This is a genomic window from Streptomyces sp. NPDC002232, assembly GCF_042890295.1.
Classification (GTDB): domain Bacteria; phylum Actinomycetota; class Actinomycetes; order Streptomycetales; family Streptomycetaceae; genus Streptomyces.
The window spans coordinates 592,733-615,652 of the sequence record NZ_JBIARV010000001.1 but is presented as its reverse complement, the minus strand read 5'-3'; the positions used below and the strand labels follow the sequence as shown (position 1 = coordinate 615,652).

The 22,920-nt window shown below is 73.0% G+C and carries 26 protein-coding genes; 16 read left to right on the top strand and 10 right to left on the bottom strand.

All coding sequences use genetic code 11. From position 1 onward, the window contains the following. Positions 1–9: 9 nt before the first annotated feature. Together dapE and ACFYXU_RS02720 are read left to right on the top strand one after the other, a co-directional pair. A complete protein-coding gene (dapE, locus tag ACFYXU_RS02725) occupies positions 10–1,104 on the top strand; it encodes a succinyl-diaminopimelate desuccinylase (RefSeq protein ID WP_329854002.1) in 1,095 nt (364 codons plus the stop codon). Positions 1,105–1,188: 84 nt separating this feature from the next. Further along, positions 1,189–1,938, top strand: a complete 750-nt coding sequence (locus tag ACFYXU_RS02720) for a TIGR00730 family Rossman fold protein (protein ID WP_329854001.1) — start codon at positions 1,189–1,191, stop codon at positions 1,936–1,938. Positions 1,939–2,170: 232 nt separating this feature from the next. Here the strand turns inward: ACFYXU_RS02720 and folP are convergent, their stop codons facing one another. Next, positions 2,171–3,031, bottom strand: a complete 861-nt coding sequence (folP, locus tag ACFYXU_RS02715) for a dihydropteroate synthase (protein ID WP_389456274.1) — start codon at positions 3,029–3,031, stop codon at positions 2,171–2,173. Positions 3,032–3,134: 103 nt separating this feature from the next. On the opposite strand from folP, the gene ACFYXU_RS02710 reads away from it, so the two are divergent. Then, positions 3,135–3,467 carry a hypothetical protein gene (locus tag ACFYXU_RS02710; RefSeq protein WP_376516196.1) on the top strand — a complete coding sequence of 111 codons (333 nt, stop codon included), beginning with the start codon at positions 3,135–3,137 and terminating at the stop codon, positions 3,465–3,467. Then, a complete protein-coding gene (locus ACFYXU_RS02705; RefSeq protein WP_376516199.1) occupies positions 3,464–4,048 on the top strand; it encodes a DNA-3-methyladenine glycosylase I in 585 nt (194 codons plus the stop codon). Before ACFYXU_RS02710 ends, ACFYXU_RS02705 begins: the two co-directional genes overlap by 4 nt. Before the next feature lie 35 nt (positions 4,049–4,083). Here ACFYXU_RS02705 and ACFYXU_RS02700 read toward each other — a convergent pair whose 3' ends face one another. Beyond that, entirely contained in the window at positions 4,084–4,887 is an 804-nt protein-coding gene (locus ACFYXU_RS02700; protein ID WP_329853996.1) for an enoyl-CoA hydratase-related protein, read from the bottom strand. Positions 4,888–5,209: 322 nt separating this feature from the next. Between ACFYXU_RS02700 and ACFYXU_RS02695 the strand changes: the two genes are divergently transcribed. After that, on the top strand, positions 5,210–5,377 hold the full coding sequence (locus ACFYXU_RS02695) for a DUF3117 domain-containing protein (protein WP_009997451.1): 168 nt from the start codon (positions 5,210–5,212) through the stop codon (positions 5,375–5,377). A gap of 118 nt (positions 5,378–5,495) precedes the next feature. On the opposite strand, the gene ACFYXU_RS02690 is transcribed toward ACFYXU_RS02695, so the two are convergent. Next, the gene (locus ACFYXU_RS02690) at positions 5,496–6,161 is read right to left on the bottom strand and encodes an O-methyltransferase (RefSeq protein WP_329853991.1); all 666 of its coding nucleotides are present in this window, start codon (positions 6,159–6,161) and stop codon (positions 5,496–5,498) included. Positions 6,162–6,302: 141 nt separating this feature from the next. On the opposite strand from ACFYXU_RS02690, the gene sigE reads away from it, so the two are divergent. The 5 genes from sigE (at position 6,303) to ACFYXU_RS02665 (ending at position 10,953) form a co-directional block, all read left to right on the top strand. Next, positions 6,303–7,061 carry an RNA polymerase sigma factor SigE gene (gene sigE, locus ACFYXU_RS02685; RefSeq protein ID WP_078623434.1) on the top strand — a complete coding sequence of 253 codons (759 nt, stop codon included), beginning with the start codon at positions 6,303–6,305 and terminating at the stop codon, positions 7,059–7,061. After that, positions 7,058–7,993 (top strand): anti-sigma factor family protein, encoded by a 936-nt coding sequence (locus tag ACFYXU_RS02680; protein WP_376516202.1) that lies wholly within the window; start codon positions 7,058–7,060, stop codon positions 7,991–7,993. The genes sigE and ACFYXU_RS02680 overlap by 4 nt, the downstream gene beginning before the upstream one ends. An 83-nt stretch (positions 7,994–8,076) precedes the next feature. Continuing rightward, positions 8,077–9,726 (top strand): S1C family serine protease, encoded by a 1,650-nt coding sequence (locus ACFYXU_RS02675; protein WP_389456272.1) that lies wholly within the window; start codon positions 8,077–8,079, stop codon positions 9,724–9,726. A gap of 91 nt (positions 9,727–9,817) precedes the next feature. Continuing rightward, the gene (locus ACFYXU_RS02670; RefSeq protein WP_376516207.1) at positions 9,818–10,273 is read left to right on the top strand and encodes a sec-independent translocase; all 456 of its coding nucleotides are present in this window, start codon (positions 9,818–9,820) and stop codon (positions 10,271–10,273) included. Between the two features lie 74 nt (positions 10,274–10,347). Beyond that, positions 10,348–10,953 (top strand): hypothetical protein, encoded by a 606-nt coding sequence (locus ACFYXU_RS02665; RefSeq protein WP_361395832.1) that lies wholly within the window; start codon positions 10,348–10,350, stop codon positions 10,951–10,953. A 95-nt stretch (positions 10,954–11,048) separates the two neighbouring features. Here ACFYXU_RS02665 and ACFYXU_RS02660 read toward each other — a convergent pair whose 3' ends face one another. From ACFYXU_RS02660 to ACFYXU_RS02650, 3 genes are read right to left on the bottom strand one after another with little or no spacing between them, the layout of a single operon-like run. After that, a complete protein-coding gene (locus ACFYXU_RS02660) occupies positions 11,049–12,182 on the bottom strand; it encodes an Mrp/NBP35 family ATP-binding protein (protein WP_376516211.1) in 1,134 nt (377 codons plus the stop codon). Between the two features lie 44 nt (positions 12,183–12,226). Beyond that, on the bottom strand, positions 12,227–12,784 hold the full coding sequence (locus tag ACFYXU_RS02655) for a DUF1003 domain-containing protein (protein WP_389407995.1): 558 nt from the start codon (positions 12,782–12,784) through the stop codon (positions 12,227–12,229). Then, entirely contained in the window at positions 12,774–14,045 is a 1,272-nt protein-coding gene (locus ACFYXU_RS02650; RefSeq protein ID WP_361395823.1) for a magnesium transporter MgtE N-terminal domain-containing protein, read from the bottom strand. Before ACFYXU_RS02650 ends, ACFYXU_RS02655 begins: the two co-directional genes overlap by 11 nt. A gap of 304 nt (positions 14,046–14,349) precedes the next feature. Between ACFYXU_RS02650 and ACFYXU_RS02645 the strand changes: the two genes are divergently transcribed. Continuing rightward, on the top strand, positions 14,350–15,108 hold the full coding sequence (locus tag ACFYXU_RS02645) for a hypothetical protein (protein ID WP_329853981.1): 759 nt from the start codon (positions 14,350–14,352) through the stop codon (positions 15,106–15,108). Between the two features lie 18 nt (positions 15,109–15,126). Here ACFYXU_RS02645 and ACFYXU_RS02640 read toward each other — a convergent pair whose 3' ends face one another. Continuing rightward, complete coding sequence (locus ACFYXU_RS02640) at positions 15,127–15,633, bottom strand: hypothetical protein (protein ID WP_389456270.1); 507 nt, start codon at positions 15,631–15,633, stop codon at positions 15,127–15,129. A 25-nt stretch (positions 15,634–15,658) separates the two neighbouring features. After that, positions 15,659–16,786, bottom strand: a complete 1,128-nt coding sequence (locus ACFYXU_RS02635; RefSeq protein ID WP_389456268.1) for a magnesium and cobalt transport protein CorA — start codon at positions 16,784–16,786, stop codon at positions 15,659–15,661. Positions 16,787–17,199: 413 nt separating this feature from the next. Between ACFYXU_RS02635 and ACFYXU_RS02630 the strand changes: the two genes are divergently transcribed. The 4 genes from ACFYXU_RS02630 to ACFYXU_RS02615 all read left to right on the top strand — a co-directional run bounded on the left by ACFYXU_RS02630 (position 17,200) and on the right by ACFYXU_RS02615 (position 20,617). Further along, positions 17,200–17,784, top strand: a complete 585-nt coding sequence (locus ACFYXU_RS02630; RefSeq protein WP_361395817.1) for a suppressor of fused domain protein — start codon at positions 17,200–17,202, stop codon at positions 17,782–17,784. A gap of 345 nt (positions 17,785–18,129) precedes the next feature. Beyond that, positions 18,130–18,768, top strand: a complete 639-nt coding sequence (locus ACFYXU_RS02625; RefSeq protein WP_361395814.1) for a DUF6758 family protein — start codon at positions 18,130–18,132, stop codon at positions 18,766–18,768. A 92-nt stretch (positions 18,769–18,860) separates the two neighbouring features. Continuing rightward, positions 18,861–19,721, top strand: a complete 861-nt coding sequence (locus ACFYXU_RS02620; RefSeq protein WP_389456266.1) for a PHP domain-containing protein — start codon at positions 18,861–18,863, stop codon at positions 19,719–19,721. A 290-nt stretch (positions 19,722–20,011) separates the two neighbouring features. Continuing rightward, entirely contained in the window at positions 20,012–20,617 is a 606-nt protein-coding gene (locus ACFYXU_RS02615) for a MarC family protein (protein WP_376516222.1), read from the top strand. Between the two features lie 90 nt (positions 20,618–20,707). On the opposite strand, the gene ACFYXU_RS02610 is transcribed toward ACFYXU_RS02615, so the two are convergent. Continuing rightward, a complete protein-coding gene (locus ACFYXU_RS02610; protein WP_086024648.1) occupies positions 20,708–20,860 on the bottom strand; it encodes a hypothetical protein in 153 nt (50 codons plus the stop codon). A 318-nt stretch (positions 20,861–21,178) separates the two neighbouring features. Here ACFYXU_RS02610 and ACFYXU_RS02605 point away from each other — a divergent pair, with 318 nt between their 5' ends. Continuing rightward, positions 21,179–22,012, top strand: a complete 834-nt coding sequence (locus ACFYXU_RS02605; RefSeq protein WP_389408170.1) for an NYN domain-containing protein — start codon at positions 21,179–21,181, stop codon at positions 22,010–22,012. On the opposite strand, the gene ACFYXU_RS02600 is transcribed toward ACFYXU_RS02605, so the two are convergent. Then, entirely contained in the window at positions 21,996–22,883 is an 888-nt protein-coding gene (locus tag ACFYXU_RS02600) for an alpha/beta fold hydrolase (protein ID WP_389407999.1), read from the bottom strand. The genes ACFYXU_RS02605 and ACFYXU_RS02600 overlap by 17 nt on opposite strands. Between the last annotated feature and the right edge of the window lie 37 nt (positions 22,884–22,920).

The window sequence follows — 22,920 nt, the reverse complement described above, 5'->3', positions numbered from 1 at the left end:
GGTCGGCACATGGCAGACATCACCCCGCTCGACGGCGCCCTCGACCTGTCCCTGGACGGAGGCGCGCTCACCGCCGCCCTCGTCGACTTCCCCTCCGTCAGCGGGACCGAGCAGCCGCTCGCCGACGCGATCGAGCGCGCCCTGCGCCTCCTGCCGCACCTGACCGTCGACCGGTACGGGAACAACGTCGTCGCCCGGACGAACCTCGGCCGGGGCGAGCGCGTCGTGCTCGCCGGCCACATCGACACCGTGCCGATCGCCGACAACGTGCCCTCGCGCCTCGACGAGAACGGCGTCCTGTGGGGCTGCGGCACCTCCGACATGAAGTCCGGCGTCGCCGTCCAGCTGCGGATCGCCGCCACCGTCCCCGAGCCCAACCGCGACCTCACCTTCGTCTTCTACGACAACGAGGAGGTCGCCGCCGACCTCAACGGCCTCGGGAAGATCGCCACCGCGCACCCCGACTGGCTCGAAGGGGACTTCGCCGTCCTCCTGGAGCCCTCCGACGCCCAGGTCGAGGGCGGCTGCCAGGGCACCCTGCGCGTCATCCTGCACACGGCCGGCGAGCGCGCCCACTCCGCGCGCTCCTGGATGGGCTCCAACGCCATCCACACCGCCGCCCCGATCCTCGCCCGCCTCGCCGCCTACGAGCCGCGCAAGCCGGTCATCGACGGCCTCCAGTACCACGAGGGCCTCAACGCCGTCCGGATCGAGGGCGGCGTCGCCACCAACGTCATCCCCGACGCCTGCGCCGTCACCGTGAACTACCGGTACGCCCCCGACCGCTCCCCGGCCGAGGCCCTCGCCTGGGTCCGCACCTACTTCGAGGGGTGCGACATCGCCGAGTTCGTCGTCGACGACGAGAGCCCCGGCGCCCTCCCCGGCCTCTCCCACCCCGCCGCCGAGGCCTTCATGAAGGCCGTCGGCGGCAGCGCCCAGCCCAAGTTCGGCTGGACCGACGTCTCCCGCTTCAGCGCCCTCGGGGTGCCCGCCGTCAACTACGGCCCCGGCGACCCGATCTACGCGCACAAGCGCGACGAGCACGTCCCGGTCGAGCGGATCCACCACTGCGAGGCACGTCTCCGCGACTGGCTGACCGCCTGACTCCCGTAATTTCGCGTTTCGTCACCTCTGTGGTCCTACGCTGACCGGACCAGAAGATCGTTGGATCGACGGAGGGAGCAGGCCATGGGGATCCCCGAAGGGGAGACGAAGCCGGAGGAGCAGCGGCTCGGGCCGGTGCTCAGGCGCAGGGACCAGGTCCAGCCGGGCACCACGGACCAGAGGCTGCTCGACACCGAGGGCGACTCGGAATGGGTGCACACCGACCCCTGGCGGGTCATGCGCATCCAGTCCGAGTTCGTCGAGGGCTTCGGCGCCCTCGCCGAACTGCCGAGCGCGATCAGCGTCTTCGGCTCGGCCCGCACGAAGCCCGACTCGCCGGAGTACGAGGCGGGCGTACGGCTCGGCAGAGCGCTCGTCGAAGCCGGGTTCGCCGTCATCACGGGCGGTGGCCCGGGCGCCATGGAGGCGGCCAACAAGGGCGCCAGGGAGGCCAAGGGCGTCTCGGTGGGCCTCGGCATCGAGCTGCCCTTCGAGCAGGGGCTGAACGCGCACGTCGACATCGGCGTGAACTTCCGCTACTTCTTCGTCCGCAAGACGATGTTCGTGAAGTACGCGCAGGGCTTCGTCGTCCTGCCCGGCGGTCTCGGCACCCTCGACGAGCTCTTCGAGGCGCTCACCCTGGTCCAGACCCGCAAGGTCACCCGCTTCCCGATCGTGCTCTTCGGCACGGAGTACTGGAAGGGCCTGGTCGACTGGCTGCGCGACTCGGTCGTCGCCGGCGGCAAGGCCGCGGAGCGCGACCTGCTGCTCTTCCACGTCACGGACGACGTGGAGGAGGCGGTCGCCCTGGTGACGAAGGAGACCGGCAAGTAGGCCGTCCCCCCCCCGGTCGGGGGCGCCGGTCCGGCGCCCCCTTCCGTCCCCCGGAGCGCTAGGGCGTGTCGTCACACTCCCGTCGTCGCCCGGAGGGCGGCCCTGCGGCGTCTGGTGCGTGCTCTCGGTGCGCCGGGTGGAAGCACGCGTACTGGACGTACTCGGCTTTCGCCCGGTGCGGCGAGAGCGCGTGCCAGGCGTCGCGGGGCAGACGGGAGTGTGACGACACGCCCTAGGCCAGCCCGCGCCGGGCCACGGCCGGGGCCCGGTGTCCGGCGATCGACGCCACCATGTCCAGGACCTGACGGGTCTCGGCGACCTCGTGCACCCGGTACACCCGCGCGCCCAGCCAGGCGGAGACGGCCGTCGTCGCCAGGGTCCCGAGGACCCGCTCCTTCACCGGCCGGTCCAGGGTCTCGCCGACGAAGTCCTTGTTCGACAGCGACACCAGCACCGGCCACCCCGTCGCGGTCATCTCGTCGAGCCGCCGGGTGGCCTCCAGGCTATGCCGGGTGTTCTTCCCGAAGTCGTGACCCGGGTCGATCATGATCCCGTCCCGCCGCACGCCGAGCGCGACCGCGCGCTCCGCGAGCCCCACGGTGACCCGCAGGATGTCGGCCATCACGTCCTCGTACTCCACCCGGTGCGGCCGGGTCCGCGGCTCCGCGCCGCCCGCGTGCGTACAGACGAGCCCCGCGCCGTACGTGGCGGCGACCTCCGCGAGCCGGGGGTCGACCCCGCCCCAGGCGTCGTTCAGGACGTCCGCCCCGGCCTCGCAGACCGCCGCGCCGACGTCCGCCCGCCAGGTGTCGACGCTGATCACCACGTCGGGATGGCGCCGGCGGACCTCGGCGACGAAACCGACCGTGCGCCGCGCCTCCTCCTCGGCCGTCACCTCCTCGCCGGGGCCCGCCTTCACCCCGCCGATGTCGATGATGGCCGCCCCCTCCGCCACGGCCTGCTCGACCCGGGTGAGCGCGGGCTCGTCCCGGAAGGTCGCGCCCTGGTCGTAGAAGGAGTCCGGCGTCCGGTTCACGATCGCCATGATCACCGGCTCGTGCGGCCCGAATTCACGCCGTCCCAAGCGCAGCATCCCTTTTGTCCTCCCTCGCGTCCGTTCGCCTGCGACCCTAACCGTCGGTGGCGCATGGCACGATCGGCACGGGACGTTTTCCACTCCGGGAAGAGGCGCGCAGGTGTTCTGGTTTCTGCTCATCACGATGGTGGTGGTCGTGGCCGCGGTGACCCTCGCCGTGGTCGGCGGCGGCGACAGCGAGGTGCTGCCCGAGGTGGCGCCCGAGCAGCTCGTCGACCCCCTGCCGGCCGCCCGCCCGGTGGACCGGACCGACGTCGAGGCGCTCCGCCTCCCCGTCGCCGCCCGCGGCTACCGGATGGCCGACGTGGACGACGTCCTCGTGCGCCTCGGCGCCGAACTCGCCGAGCGGGACGCCCGGATCGCCGAGCTGGAGGAGGCGCTCGCGGGCGCGGCCGCCACCGGAGACGGCGGCGCGGAGGGCGGCGAGCAGTGACCGGCGAGGCCATCCCCGGACCCGACGGACGGCTGCGCTGCCCCTGGGGCCTGTCCACCGAGGACTACGTCGCCTACCACGACGAGGAGTGGGGCCGGCCGGTCCACGGCGACGACGCGCTGTTCGAGCGGCTCTGCCTGGAGGCCTTCCAGTCGGGCCTGTCCTGGATCACGATCCTGCGCCGCCGCGAGGGCTTCCGGCGCGCCTTCGCCGGCTTCGAGATCGCCTCCGTCGCCGCCTTCGGCGAGGCGGACCGCGAGCGGCTCCTCGCCGACGAGGGCATCATCCGCAACCGCGCCAAGGTCGACGCGACCCTGGCCAACGCGAAGCTCCTCGCCGACTGGGCCCCGGGCGAGCTCGACGAGCTGATCTGGTCCCACGCCCCCGACCCGGAGACCCGCCCGGCCCCCCGCACCCTCGCCGAGGTCCCGGCGGTCACGGACGAGTCGACGGCCCTCTCCAAGGCCCTCAAGAAGCGCGGCCTGCGCTTCATCGGCCCCACCACGGCCTATGCCCTGATGCAGGCCTGCGGCCTGGTCGACGACCACCTGGCGGGCTGCGTGGCCCGGGACGGAGACTGACCCCGGGCCACGCATCCGGCCGGATCGGCCGCCGCTCAGCGGCCCAGGTAGCGGGGCTTCTCCTTGGCGATGAAGGCGCGGACCGCGATCGTGTGGTCCTCGGAGGCGCCGGCCAGGGTCTGGAGCTCCTCCTCCTTGTCGAGCGCCTCGGAGAGGGAGTGGTCGGCGCCGTGCGCGAGGGACTCCTTCAGGGCCGCGTACGCGACCGTCGGGCCCGCCGCGAGGGCGCGGGCCACCTTCTCCGCCTCGGCGGCCAGGTCGGCGGCCGGGACCAGCCGGTTCACGATGCCCAGCTCGTACGCCTCCTGGGCGCCGATCGAGCGCGGGAAGAGCAGCAGGTCGGAGGCGCGGCTCGCGCCGATCAGCCGGGGCAGCGTCCACGACACGCCGGAGTCGGCGGTGAGCGCGACCCCCGCGAACGAGGTGTTGAAGGAGGCCGTGTCCGCGACCACCCGGTAGTCAGCGGCGAGCGCGAAGCCGAATCCGGCCCCGGCGGCGACGCCGTTCACCCCCGCGACGACCGGCTTGCGCATGCCGGTGAGCGCGCGGACGATCGGGTTGTAGTGGTCACGGACCGTGTTCATGGTCTCACGCGTGCCGGACTCCTGGTCCGCGGTGAGCAGCCCGACGTGCTCCTTCAGGTCCTGGCCCACGCAGAACGCCCGGTCACCGGCCGCGGTGAGCAGCACCGCCCGGACGGCGGGGTCGGCCGCGGCCGTCTCGGCGGCGTCCCGGAGGGCCACCTTCGCCGCCACGTTCATCGCGTTCATGGCCTCGGGCCGGTTGATCGTGAGGGTGGCGAGCCCGTCGCTCACCTCGTACAGAACCGTGTCGGCCATCGGGATCCCTTCGCCTCTTCGCGTGGTGTGACCCGCCCAGCATGGCGGAGATCACCCGTGCCGCCCATGTGAGCTGCGTCAAAGACTTCGAGGAACGGAGGGGCTCCGTCCGACGCCGAGCGGCGAAGTATCGCAGGCCGATCCCCGAAATGTGGGGTTTTGCGGAAGCGCGTTGCGGAAGCGATGCCGATCGATGTTGGTCATCGGGTCCTGCCATGCGGGATAATGACCTGGAAGCAATGTGTTCGAAGCCGGTGAGGCGTGCTCCGTTTCAAGGAGCTGCCCGGCTGTAGATGAGCTGGTTTCAGGAAGGGGAACAAGCATGGCGGCCATGAAGCCGCGGACGGGTGACGGCCCGCTCGAGGTGACCAAGGAGGGGCGGGGCATCGTCATGCGCGTTCCGCTCGAAGGCGGCGGTCGGCTGGTCGTCGAGCTGACCCCGGACGAGGCCGAGGCACTGGGCGACGCCCTCAAGAAGGTCGTCGGCTGACCCTCTTCTCCACGCTTTTCCACCGCTGCCCCGGGACGGTCCGCCGTGCCGGGGCAGCGGTGTCTCCGGGCGCGGTACGGCGCGCGGACCCGCGCGGCACGGGCCCCGGCGGGCGCGGTCAGCCCCGGCGTACCCCGCAGAGCAGGCCGTCGCCCACCGGCAGCAGGGACGGGACGAGCTCCTGGCTCTCCCGCACCGCGCGCAGCAGCTCGCGGATCCGCTGGACCTCCGCCGGCTGGGCCGCTGAGTCGACCGTCCGGCCCTCCGCGAAGACCCCCTCGAAGCAGACGAGACCGCCCGGTCGCAGCAGGCGCAACGATTCAGCGAGGTAGTCCAGGTACTCCAGCCGGTCGCCGTCGCAGAAGACGAGGTCGTACCCGCCGTCCGCGAGCCGCGGCAGCACGTCCAGGGCCCGGCCGGGGATGAAACGGGCCCGGTTGCCCGCGAAGCCCGCCGCCCGGAACGCCGTCTTCGCGATCTGCTGCCGCTCCGGCTGGAGGTCCACCGTCGTCAGGACGCCGTCCGGCCGCATCCCGAGCAGCAGATAGATGCCCGACACGCCCGTGCCCGTGCCGATCTCCGCCACCGCCTTGGCGTCCGCCGTGGCGGCGAGCAGGCGCAGCGCCCCACCGGTGCCCGGGGACACCGAGGGCAGCCCTGCCTCCCGGGCCCGCTCACGGGCCCAGCGCAGAGCATCGTCCTCGGCGACGAAGGCGTCGGCGAACGACCAGCTCGTCTGCCGGTTGGCGGTAATGGCCCTCTCCTGTCCCCGTAGTTGACGCAACGGTGACTGTATCCGCTGTCCGCGGGAACCCGCAGATGGGACCGGGCGTTCACCAGGGGAAGGACGCGACACGGGCAGCCGGGCGAGCCGGTCCCAAATTCGCGTAAAGATTCTTATCCGGAGCTAACGGGCGAGGTGGCTATGGTAGGGGCTCCACTGGACACCACCAGAGCCGACAGGGGAGGTGCGGCTGCGCCTGTGGATCGGGGAGGAGTGCTTCGGCGTCTTCTCAGGTCGGCGGGTGAGCCGAAATCCGTGACCGACACCGCTGACCGTTTCCGCACCACCGACTCCGCTCCCACCACCGCGACCTTCGCATCGGATGCGGAATCGCAGGCGTGGACCCCTCCCACCTGGGAGGAGATCGTCAGCACGCACAGTGGCCGGGTCTACCGCCTCGCCTACCGCCTGACGGGCAACCAGCACGACGCCGAGGACCTCACCCAGGAGGTCTTCGTCCGCGTCTTCCGCTCGCTGTCGACGTACACCCCCGGCACCTTCGAGGGCTGGCTCCACCGCATCACGACCAACCTGTTCCTCGACATGGTCCGCCGCAAGCAGCGCATCCGCTTCGACGCGCTCGCCGACGACGCCGCCGAGCGGCTCCCCAGCCGCGAGCCCTCACCGCAGCAGGTCTTCAACGACACGCACTTCGACGCCGACGTGCAGCAGGCCCTGGACACCCTCGCGCCCGAGTTCCGCGCGGCGGTCGTCCTCTGCGACATCGAGGGCCTCTCGTACGAGGAGATCGCCGCGACCCTCGGCGTGAAGCTCGGCACCGTCCGCAGCCGCATCCACCGCGGCCGCTCCCACCTGCGCAAGGCCCTCAAGCACCGCTCGCCCGAGGCCAGGGCGGAGCGTGCCCTGGCCTCCGTCGGATGGGAGGCGGGTACAGCGTGAGCGGCACTCGACCCACGCCACCGACCCCCGCGGAGCACCACCTCGGGGACCGGCTGGCCGCGCTCGTCGACGGCGAGCTCGGCCACGACGCCCGCGAGCGGGTCCTCGCCCACCTCGCGACCTGCGCCCGCTGCAAGGCCGAGGCCGACGCGCAGCGGACCCTGAAGAGCGTCTTCGCCTCCGCGGCCCCGCCACCGCCGTCCGAGGGCTTCCTCGCCCGGCTCCAGGGCCTCCCCGGGGGACCCGGTGAGCCCGGCGGCGGACCCGGCGGACCGCGCGGGCCCCTGGAAGACCTCCTCGACGCCCGCGGAGTGAAGTCCGACGGCTTCGCCACCGCCGTCGTCACCCCGCACCCCGGCACCGCCGGCCCGGGCTTCCGCATCCACGAGGTCGGATTCCGCCCCGGGCACTCCGGACGCGGGCGGCGCTTCGCCGTCGCGGCGGCCGGCGCCGTCTCGTTCGCGGCGATCGCCCTCGGCGGCACCCTGCCCCTGGAGACCTCGGTGACCGCGAGCGCACGCGGCGGTCAGGGCACGGGCACCGCCGTCACCCCGCTGCGCTCCGGAGCCTCCGGCGGCGGCGTGGGCGCGAGCCCGGGCACGGCGCGCGGCACACGCTCCGGGGAGCGGTCCGGCGCCCAGTCCGTGACCGCCGCCGAGCCGCTGGTCGCGACGACCCCGTACGCCCTCCCGCGGGGGCCGGTCGCGGCCGCGGGCCAGGGCACGGTGCCGTCGGGCGCGGTCCCACCGGACGCGGTGCGCTCGGCGGCCGCCCCGCTGGTCGCCGTACCCCTGCGGAACACGTCCCCGCAGTCGCTCCTCGCGCTCTCGCCGTTCATACGTCCGACGGGGCCGGCCCTCCAGCTGGCCTTCGCCCCCGGGCCCAGCCCGATGGCGAGCCCGTCGACCGGACCGCTCGGCTCCCACCGCTGACCCGCGCCCCCACGACCTGGTTGAATCCAGGGACAGGGGCCCCGACCCAGGGGCGCGGACGGGTCAGCGGTTGCGGGGAGAGCATGGACAACGGGAAGCCGAACTGGTGGAGTCGGCCGTCGAGCACACCGGAAGCGGCGCGGATAGCCACGCCGCCGCCCGCCGACGAGGCCGACGGTGACTTCCCCCTGCCCGCACCCCAGTCGGCCCCGGACCGGACCCCGGAACCCCCGGCGGCGGCCCCGGAACCTCCGACGTCAGCCCCGGCGCCCGCCGCCGGGCCGGTCGTGCCCGCGCCCGTGCCGTCCGTCGAGCTGACGAAGTCCGCGCCCGAGCCCGCACCCGAGGCGGCCCCCGCGCCGGTCGGGGCGCCCGCCGCGCTGGCGCCGCAGCCGCTGCACGCGCCCGACGAGTACCGCACGCCGCCCTACGGCGAGCCGGGGCCGTGGGCGCCCGCACCGCCTGTGCAGCGCCCGCCCGCCTCCGTACCGCCGCAGGCGCACCACCAGCCGCCGCACGCCCCGCCGGCCCCGCCGCAGGGCGGAGCCGCGCCCTGGGTGCAGTACGACCCCTGGGCCGCGGCCGGCACCGGACCCGCACCGGTGACCGCGAAGAGGTCCCGGAAGGGACTCGCGATCGCGGGCGCGCTGGTCTTCGCCCTCGTCACCGGCGTCATCGGCGGCGGGATCGGCGCGTACGTCGAGCGGAACGGCGGACTCACCACCGTCGAGCTGCCGCAGGCCGACGGCGGCGACACCGGCCGCGCCCCCGACAGCGTCGCCGGGATCGCCGCCAGCGCGCTGCCCGGCGTGGTCACCCTGCACGTCACGGGCAACGGATCCGCCGGCACCGGCACCGGCTTCGTGCTGGACACCAAGGGCCACATCCTCACCAACAACCACGTCGTCGACGGCGCCGGGGCCTCCGGGGACATCTCGGTGACCTTCTCCAGCGGCGAGACGGCCCGCGCCAAGCTCATCGGCAAGGACACCGGCTACGACCTGGCCGTCGTCCAGGTCACCGGGGTCTCCGGCCTCAAGGCGCTCCCGCTCGGCAACTCCGACGACGTCCGCGTCGGCGACCCCGTCGTCGCCATCGGCGCGCCCTTCGACCTCTCCAACACCGTCACCTCCGGGATCATCAGCGCCAAGGAGCGCCCCATCACCGCCGGCGGCGAGAAGGGCGACGGCAGCGACATCAGCTACGTCGACGCGTTGCAGACCGACGCGCCCATCAACCCCGGCAACTCCGGCGGCCCGCTGCTCGACTCCAAGGCCCGGGTCATCGGCATCAACAGCGCGATCCGCGCCGCCGGCGGCTCCGGCGAGGGCGAGGGCGAGGGAGCGAGCCAGCCCGGCTCCATCGGCCTCGGCTTCGCCATACCGATCAACCAGGGCAAGCGCGTCGCCGAGGAGCTCATCAACACCGGCAAGGCCACCCACCCCGTCATCGGGGTGAGCCTCGACATGCAGTTCAACGGCGACGGCGCCCGGGTCGGCGAGAAGGGCAAGGACGGCTCCGCCTCCGTCACCGCCGGCGGCCCGGCGGCCAAGGCGGGGCTCCGGCCCGGGGACGTCATCACCAAGGTCGACGGCCAGCGCGTGCACAACGGCGAGGAGCTCATCGTGAAGATCCGCGCCCACCGCCCCGGCGACCGGCTGGAGCTCACGCTGACCCGGAACGGCAAAGAGCTGACAAAGACCTTGACGCTCGGGTCCTCCCAGGGCACCTGAGCGCCATGTGGCGGACGCCGGGAGGTACCCGTCCGGCAGTTTCGGCGGGTACCGTGGACCGGGCCCTGGACCGGCGTGAAGGAGCTACTAGGTGTTCAGCGACATAGGCGCACTCGAGCTGGTGACGCTCGTGGTCCTCGCCGTGCTCGTCTTCGGGCCGGACAAGCTCCCGAAGGTGATCCAGGACGTCTCCCGGTTCGTCCGCAAGATCCGCGAGTTCTCCGACAGCGCGAAGAACGACATCCGCAGCGAGCTGGGCCCGGAGTTCAAGGACTTCGAGTTCGAGGACCTCAACCCCAAGACGTTCCTCCGCAAGCAGATGGAGGGCAACGAGGACTTCAAGGAGCTCAAGGAGCTGCGCGGCACCTTCGACCTCAAGAAGGAGATGAACGAGGTCGCCGACGCCGTCCACGGCCGCGAGAGCGCGCCCGAGCCCGCGTCCGCCCCGGCGGCGGTCAACGGCTCCGCCGACCTGCTGAAGAAGCCGGACACGCGGGACGACCGGGGCCCGGTCGAGCGCCCTCCGTACGACTCGGACGCCACCTGACGACGGCCTGTCACCGCCTCGCTCCTCAGCGGTGGCTATCCTCCCTCTGTTGACGGAACGAGGAGGCGGCCGAGATGAAGACGACGAGTCGGGTGGAAGCCGATGGCTTTCTGCGCGCACCCTTCGCCTGGTACGGGCTGGACGAGGCGTTCACCGGTCCTCGCCGGCTGATGCAGATCGGCACGGCGGCGGACGGCACCGTCCAGCACGGATCGATGGGACACGGTGACGAGCCGTCGATAAGGTCCGAGGCCGCGGGCGCGGAGAAGGAGCGCTTCACCGTCGTCGTGACGGTCGCCGCGCACCCCGTGCGCCGCACCGGGGACGGCACCGGCGTCCTGGACGCCACGACGGTCTCCTCCGCCGCCTGGCTGGCCGGCTCCGGGCTCCTCGCCCACACCTGGCCCGCCTCGCTCGACCACGCGCGGCGGGACCACTGGCTGGACCAGCAGACGGAGACGGCGTTCGAGCTCGCCGACGACCTCGACGGGCCGGACTGGGCGGCCCTGTCGCTGCCGGTGGACGGCGTGCCGGTGCCGTTCCACTACCGGGAGTCCGAGTTCGGCTGGGTCCTCGCCGGCTCCGCCGGGGACGTCCACATCGGGGCGTACGGGCGGGGGATGAGCGCGTACGGGCTCGGGTTCTCGCAGGTGAAGGACCTCGGCGTCTACGGCGCCTAGCGGCCGGGCGGCCGCCGGCCCGCGAACACCGGAGGGCGCGCCCGCACCGGAGAACGCCGAAGGGCGCCCCCACCGGGGGCGCCCTTCGTACTGCCTCAGAACTTGTTGCGCGGCGTGATGCCCAGGCTCATGCCCGACAGGCCCCGCTGGCGGCCGCCCAGCTTGCCGGCGATCGCGCGGAGGGCCGCGCCCGCCGGGGAGTCCGGGTCGGAGAGCACGACCGGCCGGCCGTCGTCGCCGCCCTCGCGGAGCCGTACGTCGATCGGGATCGAGCCGAGGACCGGGACCGTCGCGCCCGTGGTCTGCGTCAGCCCGTCCGCGACCTTCTGGCCGCCGCCCGAGCCGAAGACGTCGACCATCTCGTCGCAGTGCGGACACGGCAGGCCCGCCATGTTCTCCACGACGCCGACGATCTTCTGGTGCGTCTGGACCGCGATCGAGCCGGCCCGCTCGGCCACCTCGGCCGCCGCCTGCTGCGGGGTGGTGACGACGAGGATCTCCGCGTTCGGGACGAGCTGCGCCACCGAGATCGCGATGTCGCCGGTGCCCGGGGGCAGGTCGAGCAGGAGGACGTCCAGGTCGCCCCAGTACACGTCCGCGAGGAACTGCTGGAGCGCGCGGTGCAGCATCGGGCCGCGCCAGACCACCGGCGCGTTGCCCGGGGTGAACATGCCGATCGAGATGACCTTCACGCCGTTCGCCGACGGCGGCATGATCATGTTCTCGACCTGGGTCGGACGGCCGTCCGCGCCCAGCATCCGCGGCACGCTGTGGCCGTAGATGTCGGCGTCGACGACACCGACCTTCAGACCGTCGGCGGCCATCGCCGCGGCCAGGTTCACGGTCACGGACGACTTGCCGACGCCGCCCTTGCCGGACGCCACCGCGTACACCCGGGTCAGCGACCCCGGCTGCGCGAAGGGCACCTCGCGCTCGGCGCCCGTGCCGCGCAGCGCCGCCGCCAGCTCCTTGCGCTGCTCGTCGCTCATGACGTCCAGCGAGACGTCGACGCCGGAGACGCCCTCGACCCGGGAGACGGCCTCGGTCACGCGCTGCGTGATGGTGTCGCGCATCGGGCAGCCGGAGACCGTCAGGTAGACCGTGACGGCCACCCTGCCGTCCGGGTCGATCTCCACCGACTTGACCATGCCGAGCTCAGTGATCGGCTTGTTGATCTCAGGGTCGTTCACCGTCGCCAGTGCTTCGAGCACCGCGTCTTCCGTAGCCATACCGACGATGGTACGGCGCGGACCACCGGCCCATGAAAGGGCTGTCAACGGTCGGGTACGTCACGTCCCCGGTCGTCGCCGGACGGGAATAGATCCCGCCGCTCCTCCAGCTCCTTGATCAGGTCCTGGAGCTCCGAGCGGATCCAGTCGCGGGTCGCCACCTCGCCGAGGCCCATCCGCAGCGCCGCGATCTCCCGGGTCAGGTACTCGGTGTCCGCGATCGACCGCTCGTTCTGCTTCCGGTCCTGTTCGAGGTTGACCCGGTCCCGGTCGTCCTGCCGGTTCTGGGCGAGCAGGATCAGCGGCGCCGCGTACGAGGCCTGGAGGGACAGCGCCAGCGTCAGGAAGATGAACGGGTACTCGTCGAACCTCAGCGACGAAGGCGCGAAGATGTTCCACCCGATCCAGACGACGACGGTCAGCGTCATCCAGACGAGGAAGCGCCCCGTCCCCAGGAAGCGAGCGATCCGCTCCGAGAGCCGGCCGAAGGCCTCCGGGTCGTACTCCGGCAGCAGCCGGGCCCGCCGCTCGCGCGGCTGGTCGAGCCTGATGCGGGGCACCGACCGCTCGCGCTCCCGGTCCTGCGTGCGCTCAGCGGCCATGCCGCGCCCCCTCCTCGTGGAACTCGGTCTCCCGCCAGTCGTCCGGCAGCAGGTGGTCGAGCACGTCGTCGACGGTGACCGCGCCGAGCAGCGAGCCGCTCTCGTCCACCACCGGCGCGGCGACCATGTTGTACGCGGCGAGGTAGCTGGTGACCGCCGGCAGCGGGGTGTCCGGGCCGAGCGGCGGCAGGTCGCTGTCCACGATCGAGCTGACCAGCGTGAACGGCGGGTCGCGCAGCAGCCGCTGGAAGTGCACCGTCCCCAGGTACTTGCCGGTCGGCGTCTCGTCCGGCGGCCGGCACACGTACACCTGCGCGGCGAGCGCCGGCGACAGGTCCTGCTGGCGGACCCGGGCGAGGGCGTCCGCGACGGTGGCGTCCGGCCGCAGCACGATCGGCTCGGTCGTCATCAGGCCGCCCGCCGTGCGCTCCTCGTACGCCAGGAGCCGGCGCACGTCGGCCGCGTCGTCCGGCTGCATCAGGGTCAGCAGCCGCTCCTGGTCCTCCTCGGGCAGCTCGGACAGCAGGTCGGCGGCGTCGTCCGGGTCCATCGCCTCCAGGACGTCGGCGGCCCGCTCCTCCTTCAGCTTGCCGAGGATCTCGACCTGGTCGTCCTCCGGCAGCTCCTCCAGGACGTCGGCGAGCCGGTCGTCGTCGAGGGCGGCGGCCACCTCGACGCGCCGCTTGGGGGAGAGGTGGTGCAGGGCGTTGGCGAGGTCGGCGGGCCGCAGCTTCTCGAAGGTCGCGAGCAGGCTCTCGGCGCCCTGCCCGTGCTCCTCCAGGGAGAAGCCGGTCACGGCCGACCACTCGACGGTCAGCGTCTCGCCCTTGCGGCTCAGCACCCCGCCCTTCCCCTTGCGGACGAAGACCTTGTCGATCTCCCAGTCGCGGCGGGCGGGCAGCTGCTGGATGGCGACGTCGAGGACGGTGACCTGCTCGTCCGACTCCACCAGGGTCACGCGCCGGTCGAGGAGCTCGCCGAGGACGAGCCGCTCGGTGGGGCGCCGCTCGAAGCGCCGCATGTTGACGACGCCGGTGGTGATGACCTGGCCGGAGGCGACCCCGGTGATCCGGGTCATGGGCACGAAGACCCGGCGGCGGCTCAGCACCTCCACGACCATGCCGAGCAGCCGGGGCGGCCGGCGGCCGACGCGGAGCATGGCGACGAGGTCGCTGACCCGGCCGACCTGGTCACCGACGGGGTCGAAGACGGGGACTCCGGCGAGATGGGAGACGAAGATCCGGGGGGCGCCTGCCGCCATGCCACGCGCCTCCTCGGTGCCGCACGATTCGAGTCGTCCATGCGAGTCGTCACGGAGCTCCGCCGTCGGATGCGGAGCGATGCCGGGTTCAGGCTAGCCCGTGCCGTTCCGCACCGCCCCGGCAGGGACTCCGTACGGCTGCCTGCGGGGCCTTCCCCCTCTCCCGGGTACGCTGCGGTCTGCCGTTCCCCCCTCGGCCCCGGCACCGGACCCGGCGCTTCCGCCCGGCCCCGGACGCGGCCACCCCTCGGCATCCCGTACGGGCCAGGCCCGTCGCCCCCCTATGACACGAGAGGCAGCGCAGATGGCCGTTCGCACCCCGTCATCGCGTATCCGCAGGGCGGTCACGCCCCTGGCGCTCTGCGCCGGACTGACCGTGGGGCTCACGGCCTGCGGCGCGGATCCGGACGAGGGGACGAACGGGGTGGGGAGACTCTCCGCACCCGAGATCGAGCAGAAGGCGCAGACCGCGGCCGACGCGGCGAAGGCCGTACGGCTGTCCGGCACCCTGGTCAGCAAGGGCGGCACCTTCAAGCTCAACATGCGCCTCAAGCAGGACGGCGCCACCGGCTCGGTGACGACGAAGAACAGCACCTTCGAACTGCTGCGGGTCGGCGACGCGCTCTACCTGAAGGCCGACGCCGGCTTCTGGTCCCACGACGACAAGGCGACCGACGCGCCCACGGAGGCGGACACCGAGGCCGCCGACACGCTCGACGACAAGTACGTGAAGGTCCCGCAGGGCGACCCCTCGTACAAGCAGCTGCGCGGCTTCACCGACATGGGCTCCCTCCTCGACGGGCTGATCGGCCTGCACGGGGAGAAGGTCAAGGGCGACCGGAGCCAGATCGGCGGCGTGCGCACCGTCAAGGTCAAGGGCGGCGCCGACGGGGAGGGCGGCACCCTCGACGTGTCCCTGGACGGCGAGCCGTACCCCGTGCAGTTCGCGCGGGGCGGCGGGGCGGGCGTCCTGGTGCTCTCGGAGTGGGGCAAGGACTTCCCGCTGACGGCGCCGTCCAAGGAGGAGACCCTCGACTACGGCAAGCAGCTGCCGCGCACCTAGGGCGTGTCGTCACGCTCCCTAGCGGGTGCGCTTGCGGAACAGCAGCTTGGGCAGTGCCGCGGGGACCGGGCGGCGGGTGTTCGCCGCCGTCGGCAGCGGGACGGCCGCCAGGGAGCCGTCCGGCAGCTCCGTGGTCGAGGACCGGGGGTCCAGCCGCACCACCCGGCACTCGCGCGCCCAGCGGGCCGGCACGGCCTCGCCGTCCGGGGCGTTGAGCCGCTTGCCCTTCAGTTCGGCGACCGCCGCGTCCCACTCCTCCGTACCGGGGGCGAGTTCGCGGACGGCGGCGGTCCAGGCGACGAGCCGGCCGCCCTTGTCCTTGCTGCGGACGGTCACCTCGGCGGTCCCGCCGTCGACCAGCCCCGGCAGCGGCTGCTCGCCGGGTCCGTCGCCGACGACGTGCGCGGCGCCGTCGTGCCAGACGTGCCAGAGCGCGCGGGCGGGTCCGGTGCCGCGCACCCATACCAGGCCGGACTTCTTGGTGGCCTCCTCGACGAGGGCGGTCCCGAGCAGCTCTTCTGTCATGGCCCGAAGCCTAGCGGGCGGGTTCCTACAGCCAGCCGTTGCGCTTGAGCGTGCGGTGGATGGTGAAGCAGACCGCGATGATGCCGGTGAGCACCATCGGGTAGCCGTACTTCCAGTGCAGCTCCGGCATGTGGTCGAAGTTCATGCCGTACACGCCGCAGACCGCCGTCGGGACGGCGACGATCGCCGCCCACGAGGTGATCTTGCGCATGTCCTCGTTCTGCGCGACGGTCGCCTGCGCCAGGTTGGCCTGGAGGATCGAGTTGAGGAGCTCGTCGAAGCCGACGACCTGCTCCTGGACCCGGGCGAGGTGGTCGGCGACGTCGCGGAAGTACTTCTGGATGTCGGGGTCGACGAGCCGCATCGGCCGCTCGCTGAGCAGCTGCATCGGGCGGAGCAGCGGAGTGACGGCCCGCTTGAACTCCAGTACCTCGCGCTTGAGCTGGTAGATCCGGCCGGTGTCCGTGCCGCGCGTGGAGCCCTTCGCGGCGGGCGAGAAGACGTCGATCTCCAGCTGGTCGATGTCCAGCTCGACCGCGTCGGCGACCGCGATGTAGCCGTCGACGACGTGGTCGGCGATGGCGTGTAGGACGGCCGAGGGGCCCTTGGCGAGGAGCTCCGGCTCGCCCTGGAGGCGGTGGCGGAGGTTGCGCAGGGAGCCCTGGCCGCCGTGCCGGACCGTGATGACGAAGTCGGGGCCGGTGAAGCACATGACCTCGCCGGTCTCGACGACCTCGCTGGTCGCGGTGAGCTCGGTGTGCTCGACGTAGTGGATGGTCTTGAAGACGGTGAAGAGGGTGTCGTCGTACCGCTCCAGCTTGGGCCGCTGGTGGGCGTGGACGGCGTCCTCGACGGCGAGCGGGTGCAGTCCGAACTCGGCGGCGATGACGGCGAATTCGGCCTCGGTCGGCTCGTGCAGGCCGATCCACGCGAAGCCGCCGCTGTCCCGCACCTGGCGCATCGCGCCGCGCGGCGTGAGGCACTCGCTGTCGTCGATCCGGCGCCCGTCGCGGTAGACGGCGCAGTCGACCACGGCGCTGGCGGCCGAGGGGTCGCGGGTGGGGTCGTACGCGGTGTACGTGGTGGGGGTCTTGCGCAGGGACTGCCGCAGGCTCGGGCGGACGGCGGCGGTGAGGTCACGGATCATCGACATGGGCGTGCTCCTTCACGGATCGGCCGTCGGCGAGCGTGGCACAGCCCGGAATGGGGACGGGGAGGTACGTCGTCCACAAAGCGGGCGGCACCGAGGGATCGCGGTGACGGCGGTCGCTACAGACTGGGAAAGGCGAAGATGCTCTTCCGTCGAGCGAAACCGGAGGGCGGGTCCGAGCCGGACCCGGACGTCACCGGAAGAAGCGCACCGGGCGGGGGTGCGGAGCGGCGGAAGAGCGGCTGGTACTGCCCGACCGACTTCGGTCCATCGCAGTCCCACCTCCTCCGGCCGGTCCCCTGTCGGGGATGACGTGTGACGAGCAGTCGGGAATCCCGACCAGTGGCCAACACTATCAGCCGACAGAGGGTCAATCCCTTACTTTGCCCGTTCCATACGCGATCTATGCTCCCGGCATGGGAGAAGTTCTTGCACTGGTCGAGGCCCGGCTGCGGACGGCACTCGGCGAACCGGACGCGCGGGCCGCGGTGACCTTCCTCGGCACGGACCGGATCGAGGTGCTGCGCTTCGTCGACGGCGACCTCGTGCGGTACGCGACGCTCGGGATGTCCGCGCAGCCGATGGCCGATCCGACCTCCGCGCTCGCCGACCCGGTGAAGGGCCCGCGCGCGGAGCTCGTCCTCACGGTGCGGGCCGGGCTCGCCGACACCGACAAGGTGCTGCGCCCGCTCGCGGTCCTCGCGGCCACCCCGCAGGTCGAGGGCGTGATCGTGGCCCCCGGCGCCTCGCTCGACGTCGGCGACCCGCTCTGGCCGGGCGCCGCCTTCAGCTCGGTGCTGGTCGCCGAGTCGGGCGGCCTGGTCGAGGACCTGGAGCTCGACGCCCCGATGGATCCGGTCCGCTTCCTGCCGCTGCTGCCGATGACGTCGAACGAGGCGGCGTGGAAGCGCGTGCACGGCGCCCAGGCCCTGGAGGCGCGCTGGCTGGACCGGGGGACGGACCTCCGCGATCCGCTGCGCAGGTCGGTGGATCTGGACTGACCCCGGTCCGGCCGGTCCTCGGGGTACGGACGCCCGGCCGGGGTCCGATCCGGCTCCGGCCGGTCTGCGCGGGTGCGGACGCCGGGTCGGGGGCTGATTCGACTCCGGCCGGTCTGCGCGGGTGCGGACGCCGGGTCGGGGGCTGATTCGGCTCCGGCCGGTCCCCGCGGGGCGGACGCCCGGTCGGGGTCTGAGTCGCGTCCGGCCGGTCTCCGGTCGCACGGAAGCCCGGTCGGGCCCGGTCGAGGACCGGCCGGCTGCCCTGGGTGACGGTCCCGGGCCGGACGGGTGATCGTGTGTGACCGTCCTTGACGCGGGGCGGAAGAGCTAGGACCGTTGGGCCCTATGAGGGGCGAACCCAGTTGTCCGAAGTGCGGTGGCCGGGTCAGGGCGCCCGGTCTCTTCGCCGACTCCTGGCAGTGTGACGTGCACGGCTCGGTGCACCCGCTCCAGCCCGTGATCCCGCCCAGCGTCGAGGGCCTCGGGGTCGTGGTGCACCGGTCCCAGGTCCCCGTGTGGATGCCGTGGCCCCTGCCCGTCGGCTGGCTCTTCACCGGAGTCGCCTACGCCGGGGACGACCGCAGCGGCGGACGCGCCACCGCCGTCGCCTGCTCCGGGCCCGGCCCGCTCGGCGGCATCGGCGAGCTGCTCCTGGTCGCCGAGGAGCTCGGCGTCGGACTCGGCGCGCGGTACGCCGGCATCGACGGCCTCGATCCCGGCTCCGGCATGGCCATCGACAAACCGCCCCAGGCGAAGGTCCTCGCCGCCGGGCGGCCCACCCCCCTCTGGCACGTCACCGGCGCCCCGCAGGACCGCGCGGTCTTCGCGGGCGAGGCGCGCGGCCTGTGGCTGTGGGCGATCGTCTGGCCCGAGCAGTCCGGCCTCCTGATGTACGACGAGCTGGTCCTCACGGACCTGCGGGACGCGGGCGCCGAGGTCGACCTGCTGCCCTGCGGCGCGCTCACCCCGAGGCTGCTCGGCTAGCGGCGCGCGGTGACGTTCCGTACGGGCGTGTTCGATTCGCCCGTTATGCTGGAGCGTCCCCTGCCCGTGCCGAGCCCCTGGAGTACCGCGTCGTGCGCATCGACCTGCACACCCACTCCACGGCCTCCGACGGTACGGACTCCCCGGCCGAACTCGTCCGGAACGCGGCCGCGGCCGGACTCGACGTCGTCGCGCTGACGGACCACGACACCACCCGCGGCCACGCCGAGGCGATCGCCGCCCTGCCCGCGGGGCTGACCCTCGTCACCGGGGCCGAGCTCTCCTGCCGGATGGACGGCATCGGGCTGCACATGCTCGCGTACCTCTTCGACCCGGAGGAGCCGACGCTCCTCGCCGAGCGCGAACTGGTCCGTGACGACCGGGTGCCGCGCGCCCGCGGCATGGTCTCCAGGCTCCAGGAGCTCGGCGTCCCCGTCACCTGGGAGCAGGTCGCCCGGATCGCGGGCGACGGTTCCGTCGGCCGCCCGCACATCGCCGAGGCCCTCGTCGAGCTCGGGGTCGTCCGGGACGTGTCCGGCGCGTTCACCCCCGAGTGGCTCGCCGACGGCGGCCGGGCGTACGTCGAGAAGCACGAGCTGGACGCCCTCGAGGCGATCCGCCTCGTCAAGGCGTCCGGCGGCGTCACCGTCTTCGCGCACCCGCTCGCCGTCAAGCGCGGCCAGGTGCTGTCCGAGGCCTCGCTGGCCAGGCTGGCCGATGCCGGACTCGACGGCGTCGAGGTCGACCACATGGACCACGACGAGGCGACGCGGGCCCGGCTGCGCGGGCTCGCGAAGGAGCTGGGTCTGCTGACCACGGGCTCCAGCGACTACCACGGCAGCCGCAAGACCTGTCGCCCCGGCGAGTACACCACCGACCCCGAGATCTACGGCGAGATCACCCGCCGTGCGGCGGGTGCCTTCCCGGTCCCCGGCGCCGGGGGAGCGTTCTAGGGGTCTCCCGTCGATCCGGGGCCGGGCTCGCCGAGCCGCTCCGGCCCTGCCGACACGACGTTCCCCGTCCCTCCGGGTCCCTTCCCGCCGCCCTCGTGCCGGCGGCCGGCCGCCGTGCCCGCCGCCCGGACGGAGCGGCGTGCGTACCCACCGCCTTCCCGTCCCACGCCACCCGTGCGGCTCCCTGCCGTGCGCGGGGCGGCGTCCCTCCTGCCCCGGCGGCGGAATCCCACATTCCGCCGCGCTCGGGCAGGCCCCACCGATCCACCTCTCCCGCAAGGCACCCCACCGTGTTCGACGTCGCCGTCTTCGGCTCGCTGTTCCTCACCCTCTTCGTGATCATGGATCCCCCCGGGATCACCCCGATCTTCCTCGCGCTCACCTCCGGCCGCCCGGCCAAGGTGCAGCGCCGGATGGCCTGGCAGGCCGTCGCCGTCGCCTTCGGCGTCATCAGCGTCTTCGGCCTCCTGGGCCAGCAGATCCTGGACTACCTGCACGTCTCCGTCCCCGCGCTGATGATCGCGGGCGGTCTCCTGCTGCTGCTCATCGCGCTCGACCTGCTCACCGGCAAGACCGACGAGCCCAAGCAGACCAAGGACGTCAACGTCGCCCTCGTCCCGCTCGGCATGCCGCTGCTCGCCGGGCCGGGCGCGATCGTCTCGGTCATCCTCGCCGTGCAGAACGCCCACGGCGTGGCGTCTCAGGTCTCCGTTTGGACCGCCATCGCCGCCATGCACGTGGTGCTCTGGCTGACCATGCGGTACTCGCTGGTGATCATCCGCGTCATCAAGGACGGCGGCGTCGTCCTGGTGACCCGGCTCGCCGGCATGATGCTCTCCGCCATCGCGGTGCAGCAGATCATCAACGGCGTCACCCAGGTGATCCAGAACGCCTGAGCCCCGCGCGGGAAGCACTGCGCCCCCGTACGGATTCCGCTGTGGCGAAGTCCGTGCGGGGGCGCGGTGCGTGGTGTGGCACCCGGCCTGTTACGAGGCCGAGGTCTCGGCGGGGCGGATCCAGATGCGCTGGCCGATCGAAGCGGCCTGCTGCACGATCCGGTTGACGGAGGCGGCGTCCACGACGGTGCGGTCGACGGGCGTGCCGTCGATGTCGTCAAGTCGCAGGATTTCGAAGCGCATGGGCTTCTCCCTTCGTCTGAGTTGATCCTCCGTACGGAGAACTGCGTTACACAGGGTCCAACGACGTGCACCCTGCAAACATTCCTTACGCTAAAGAAAATTTTCGATTGTCTAACTACCGACGGGTAGGGGAGTGTGGCGGACCGACCCCCGGCGGCGGAGAATGAGCCCCGTATGAACGACGCACGCACCCCCCACGCGACCGAGACCACCCCCCGAGCGGCCGATACCGACGCGCACGCGGCCGATACCGACGCCCTCGCGGCCGACGCCCCGCTGCGCGCCCGCCTGGAGCGCACCAACGAGCTCCTCCAGCGGATGCTGGCCGAGGTGGCCAAGACCCCCTCCACCCACGCCATCTTCGTCGACGCGGGTTACGTCCATGCTGCGGCCGGGTTGCTAGTGGCGGGCACCGAGGACCGGCGCTCCTTCGACCTCGACGCCGAGGGCCTCATCGAGGCCTTCATCGACAAGGCCCGCACGATCTTCGCGGACAGCCGGCTCCTGCGCGTCTACTGGTACGACGGGGCCCGCCGCCGGATCCACACCCCCGAGCAGCAGGCCATCGCCGAGCTCCCCGACGTCAAGGTCCGCCTCGGCAACCTCAACGCCAACAACCAGCAGAAGGGCGTCGACTCCCTCATCCGCACCGACCTGGAGTCCCTCGCCCGCCACCGCGCCATCAGCGACGCCGCCCTCGTCGGCGGCGACGAGGACCTCGTCTCGGCCGTCGAGGCCGCCCAGGGCTACGGGGCCCGCGTCCACCTCTGGGGCATCGAGGCCGCCGAGGGGCGCAACCAGGCCGAGGCGCTGCTCTGGGAGGTCGACAGCCAGCGCACCTTCGAGCTCGACTTCTGCCGCCCCTACGTCACGCGCCGCCCCGTCACCACTTACGAGAACGAGGGCGAGCCGCCGCCCTCCCGCGAGGAGGTGCGCTTCGTCGGCGCCCAGATCGCCGCGACCTGGCTCGGCGAACGCGGCCGGGACCGGCTCGCCGAACTCCTGCCCGGCGCCCCCTACCTGCCCGGACCGGTGGACCAGGACCTGCTCGTCGAGGCCGAGCGCCTCCTCAGCCGCTCGCTGCGCGGCCACGCCTCCCTCCGGCGGGCGCTGCGCGACGGCTTCTGGCAGCACCTCAAGGCGCAGTACTGACCTCGGCGGGGGCCCCGGTCCGCTGCCAGAAACCCGTGAGGCGGTCCGTCAGCTCCCGGGGGTGCGACACGTTGGGGGAGTGGCCGGCGCCCGCCACCACCGTGTGGTGTGCCCCGGTGCGGGCGGCCGCCGCCGCGAGGTCCGCGGTCGCCCAGACCATCTCGTCCGAGCCGTACGCGAGGTGCACCGGTACGCGCACCGCGGCGAGCTGCTCCGTGCCGTCCTGACGGTCCAGCAACAGGCTTCCTGCGCCCGCGAGTTGGGCGATACGGGTACGCATCCAGCGCCGCCGCAGGAAGCCGGCCAGCTCCGGCGCGTCCGTCGTCTCCGGCTCCTCGCCGCGGCTGTCCAGCCAGCACATGGCCTGCCACACCCGCTCCTTCGACAGCACCATGAGCGAGACGCGCAGCACCCGGATCCGGATCCGCTGCGGCCGCGCGACCCGGCCGGGGCCGGAGGAGAGCAGGGTGAGCGAGCGGAACGCGGCCGGGGCGAGCGCGGCCGCAGCGCGGGCCACGAGGCCTCCGAAGGAGTGGCCGACCAGGTGCACCGGGCCGTCGCCGAGGGCGGCGGCCTGCGCGACCGCGTCGAGCGCGAGCGCCCTGCGGCGGTAGGCGGCCCGGCCCCGGGGGCCCGGCGTCTCGTTCTGGCCCCGGCCGTCCACGGCCACGGCCCGGTACCCCGCCTCGCTCAGCGGCCCCAGCAGGGCGAGGAAGTCCTCCTTGCTGCCCGTGTACCCGGGCAGCAGCAGCACCGTGCCCCGCCGCTCGCCGACGGCCTCCGCGTCGAGCACGGCGAACCGCCCCCGCGCGGTCTCCAGCGCGCGGGCGCGGGTGCGGGGCGGCAGCAGGAGGGAACGGGGCTTGCTCATACGTGGACTGTAGCCCCGCCGCCCTTCCGCGGCCCGC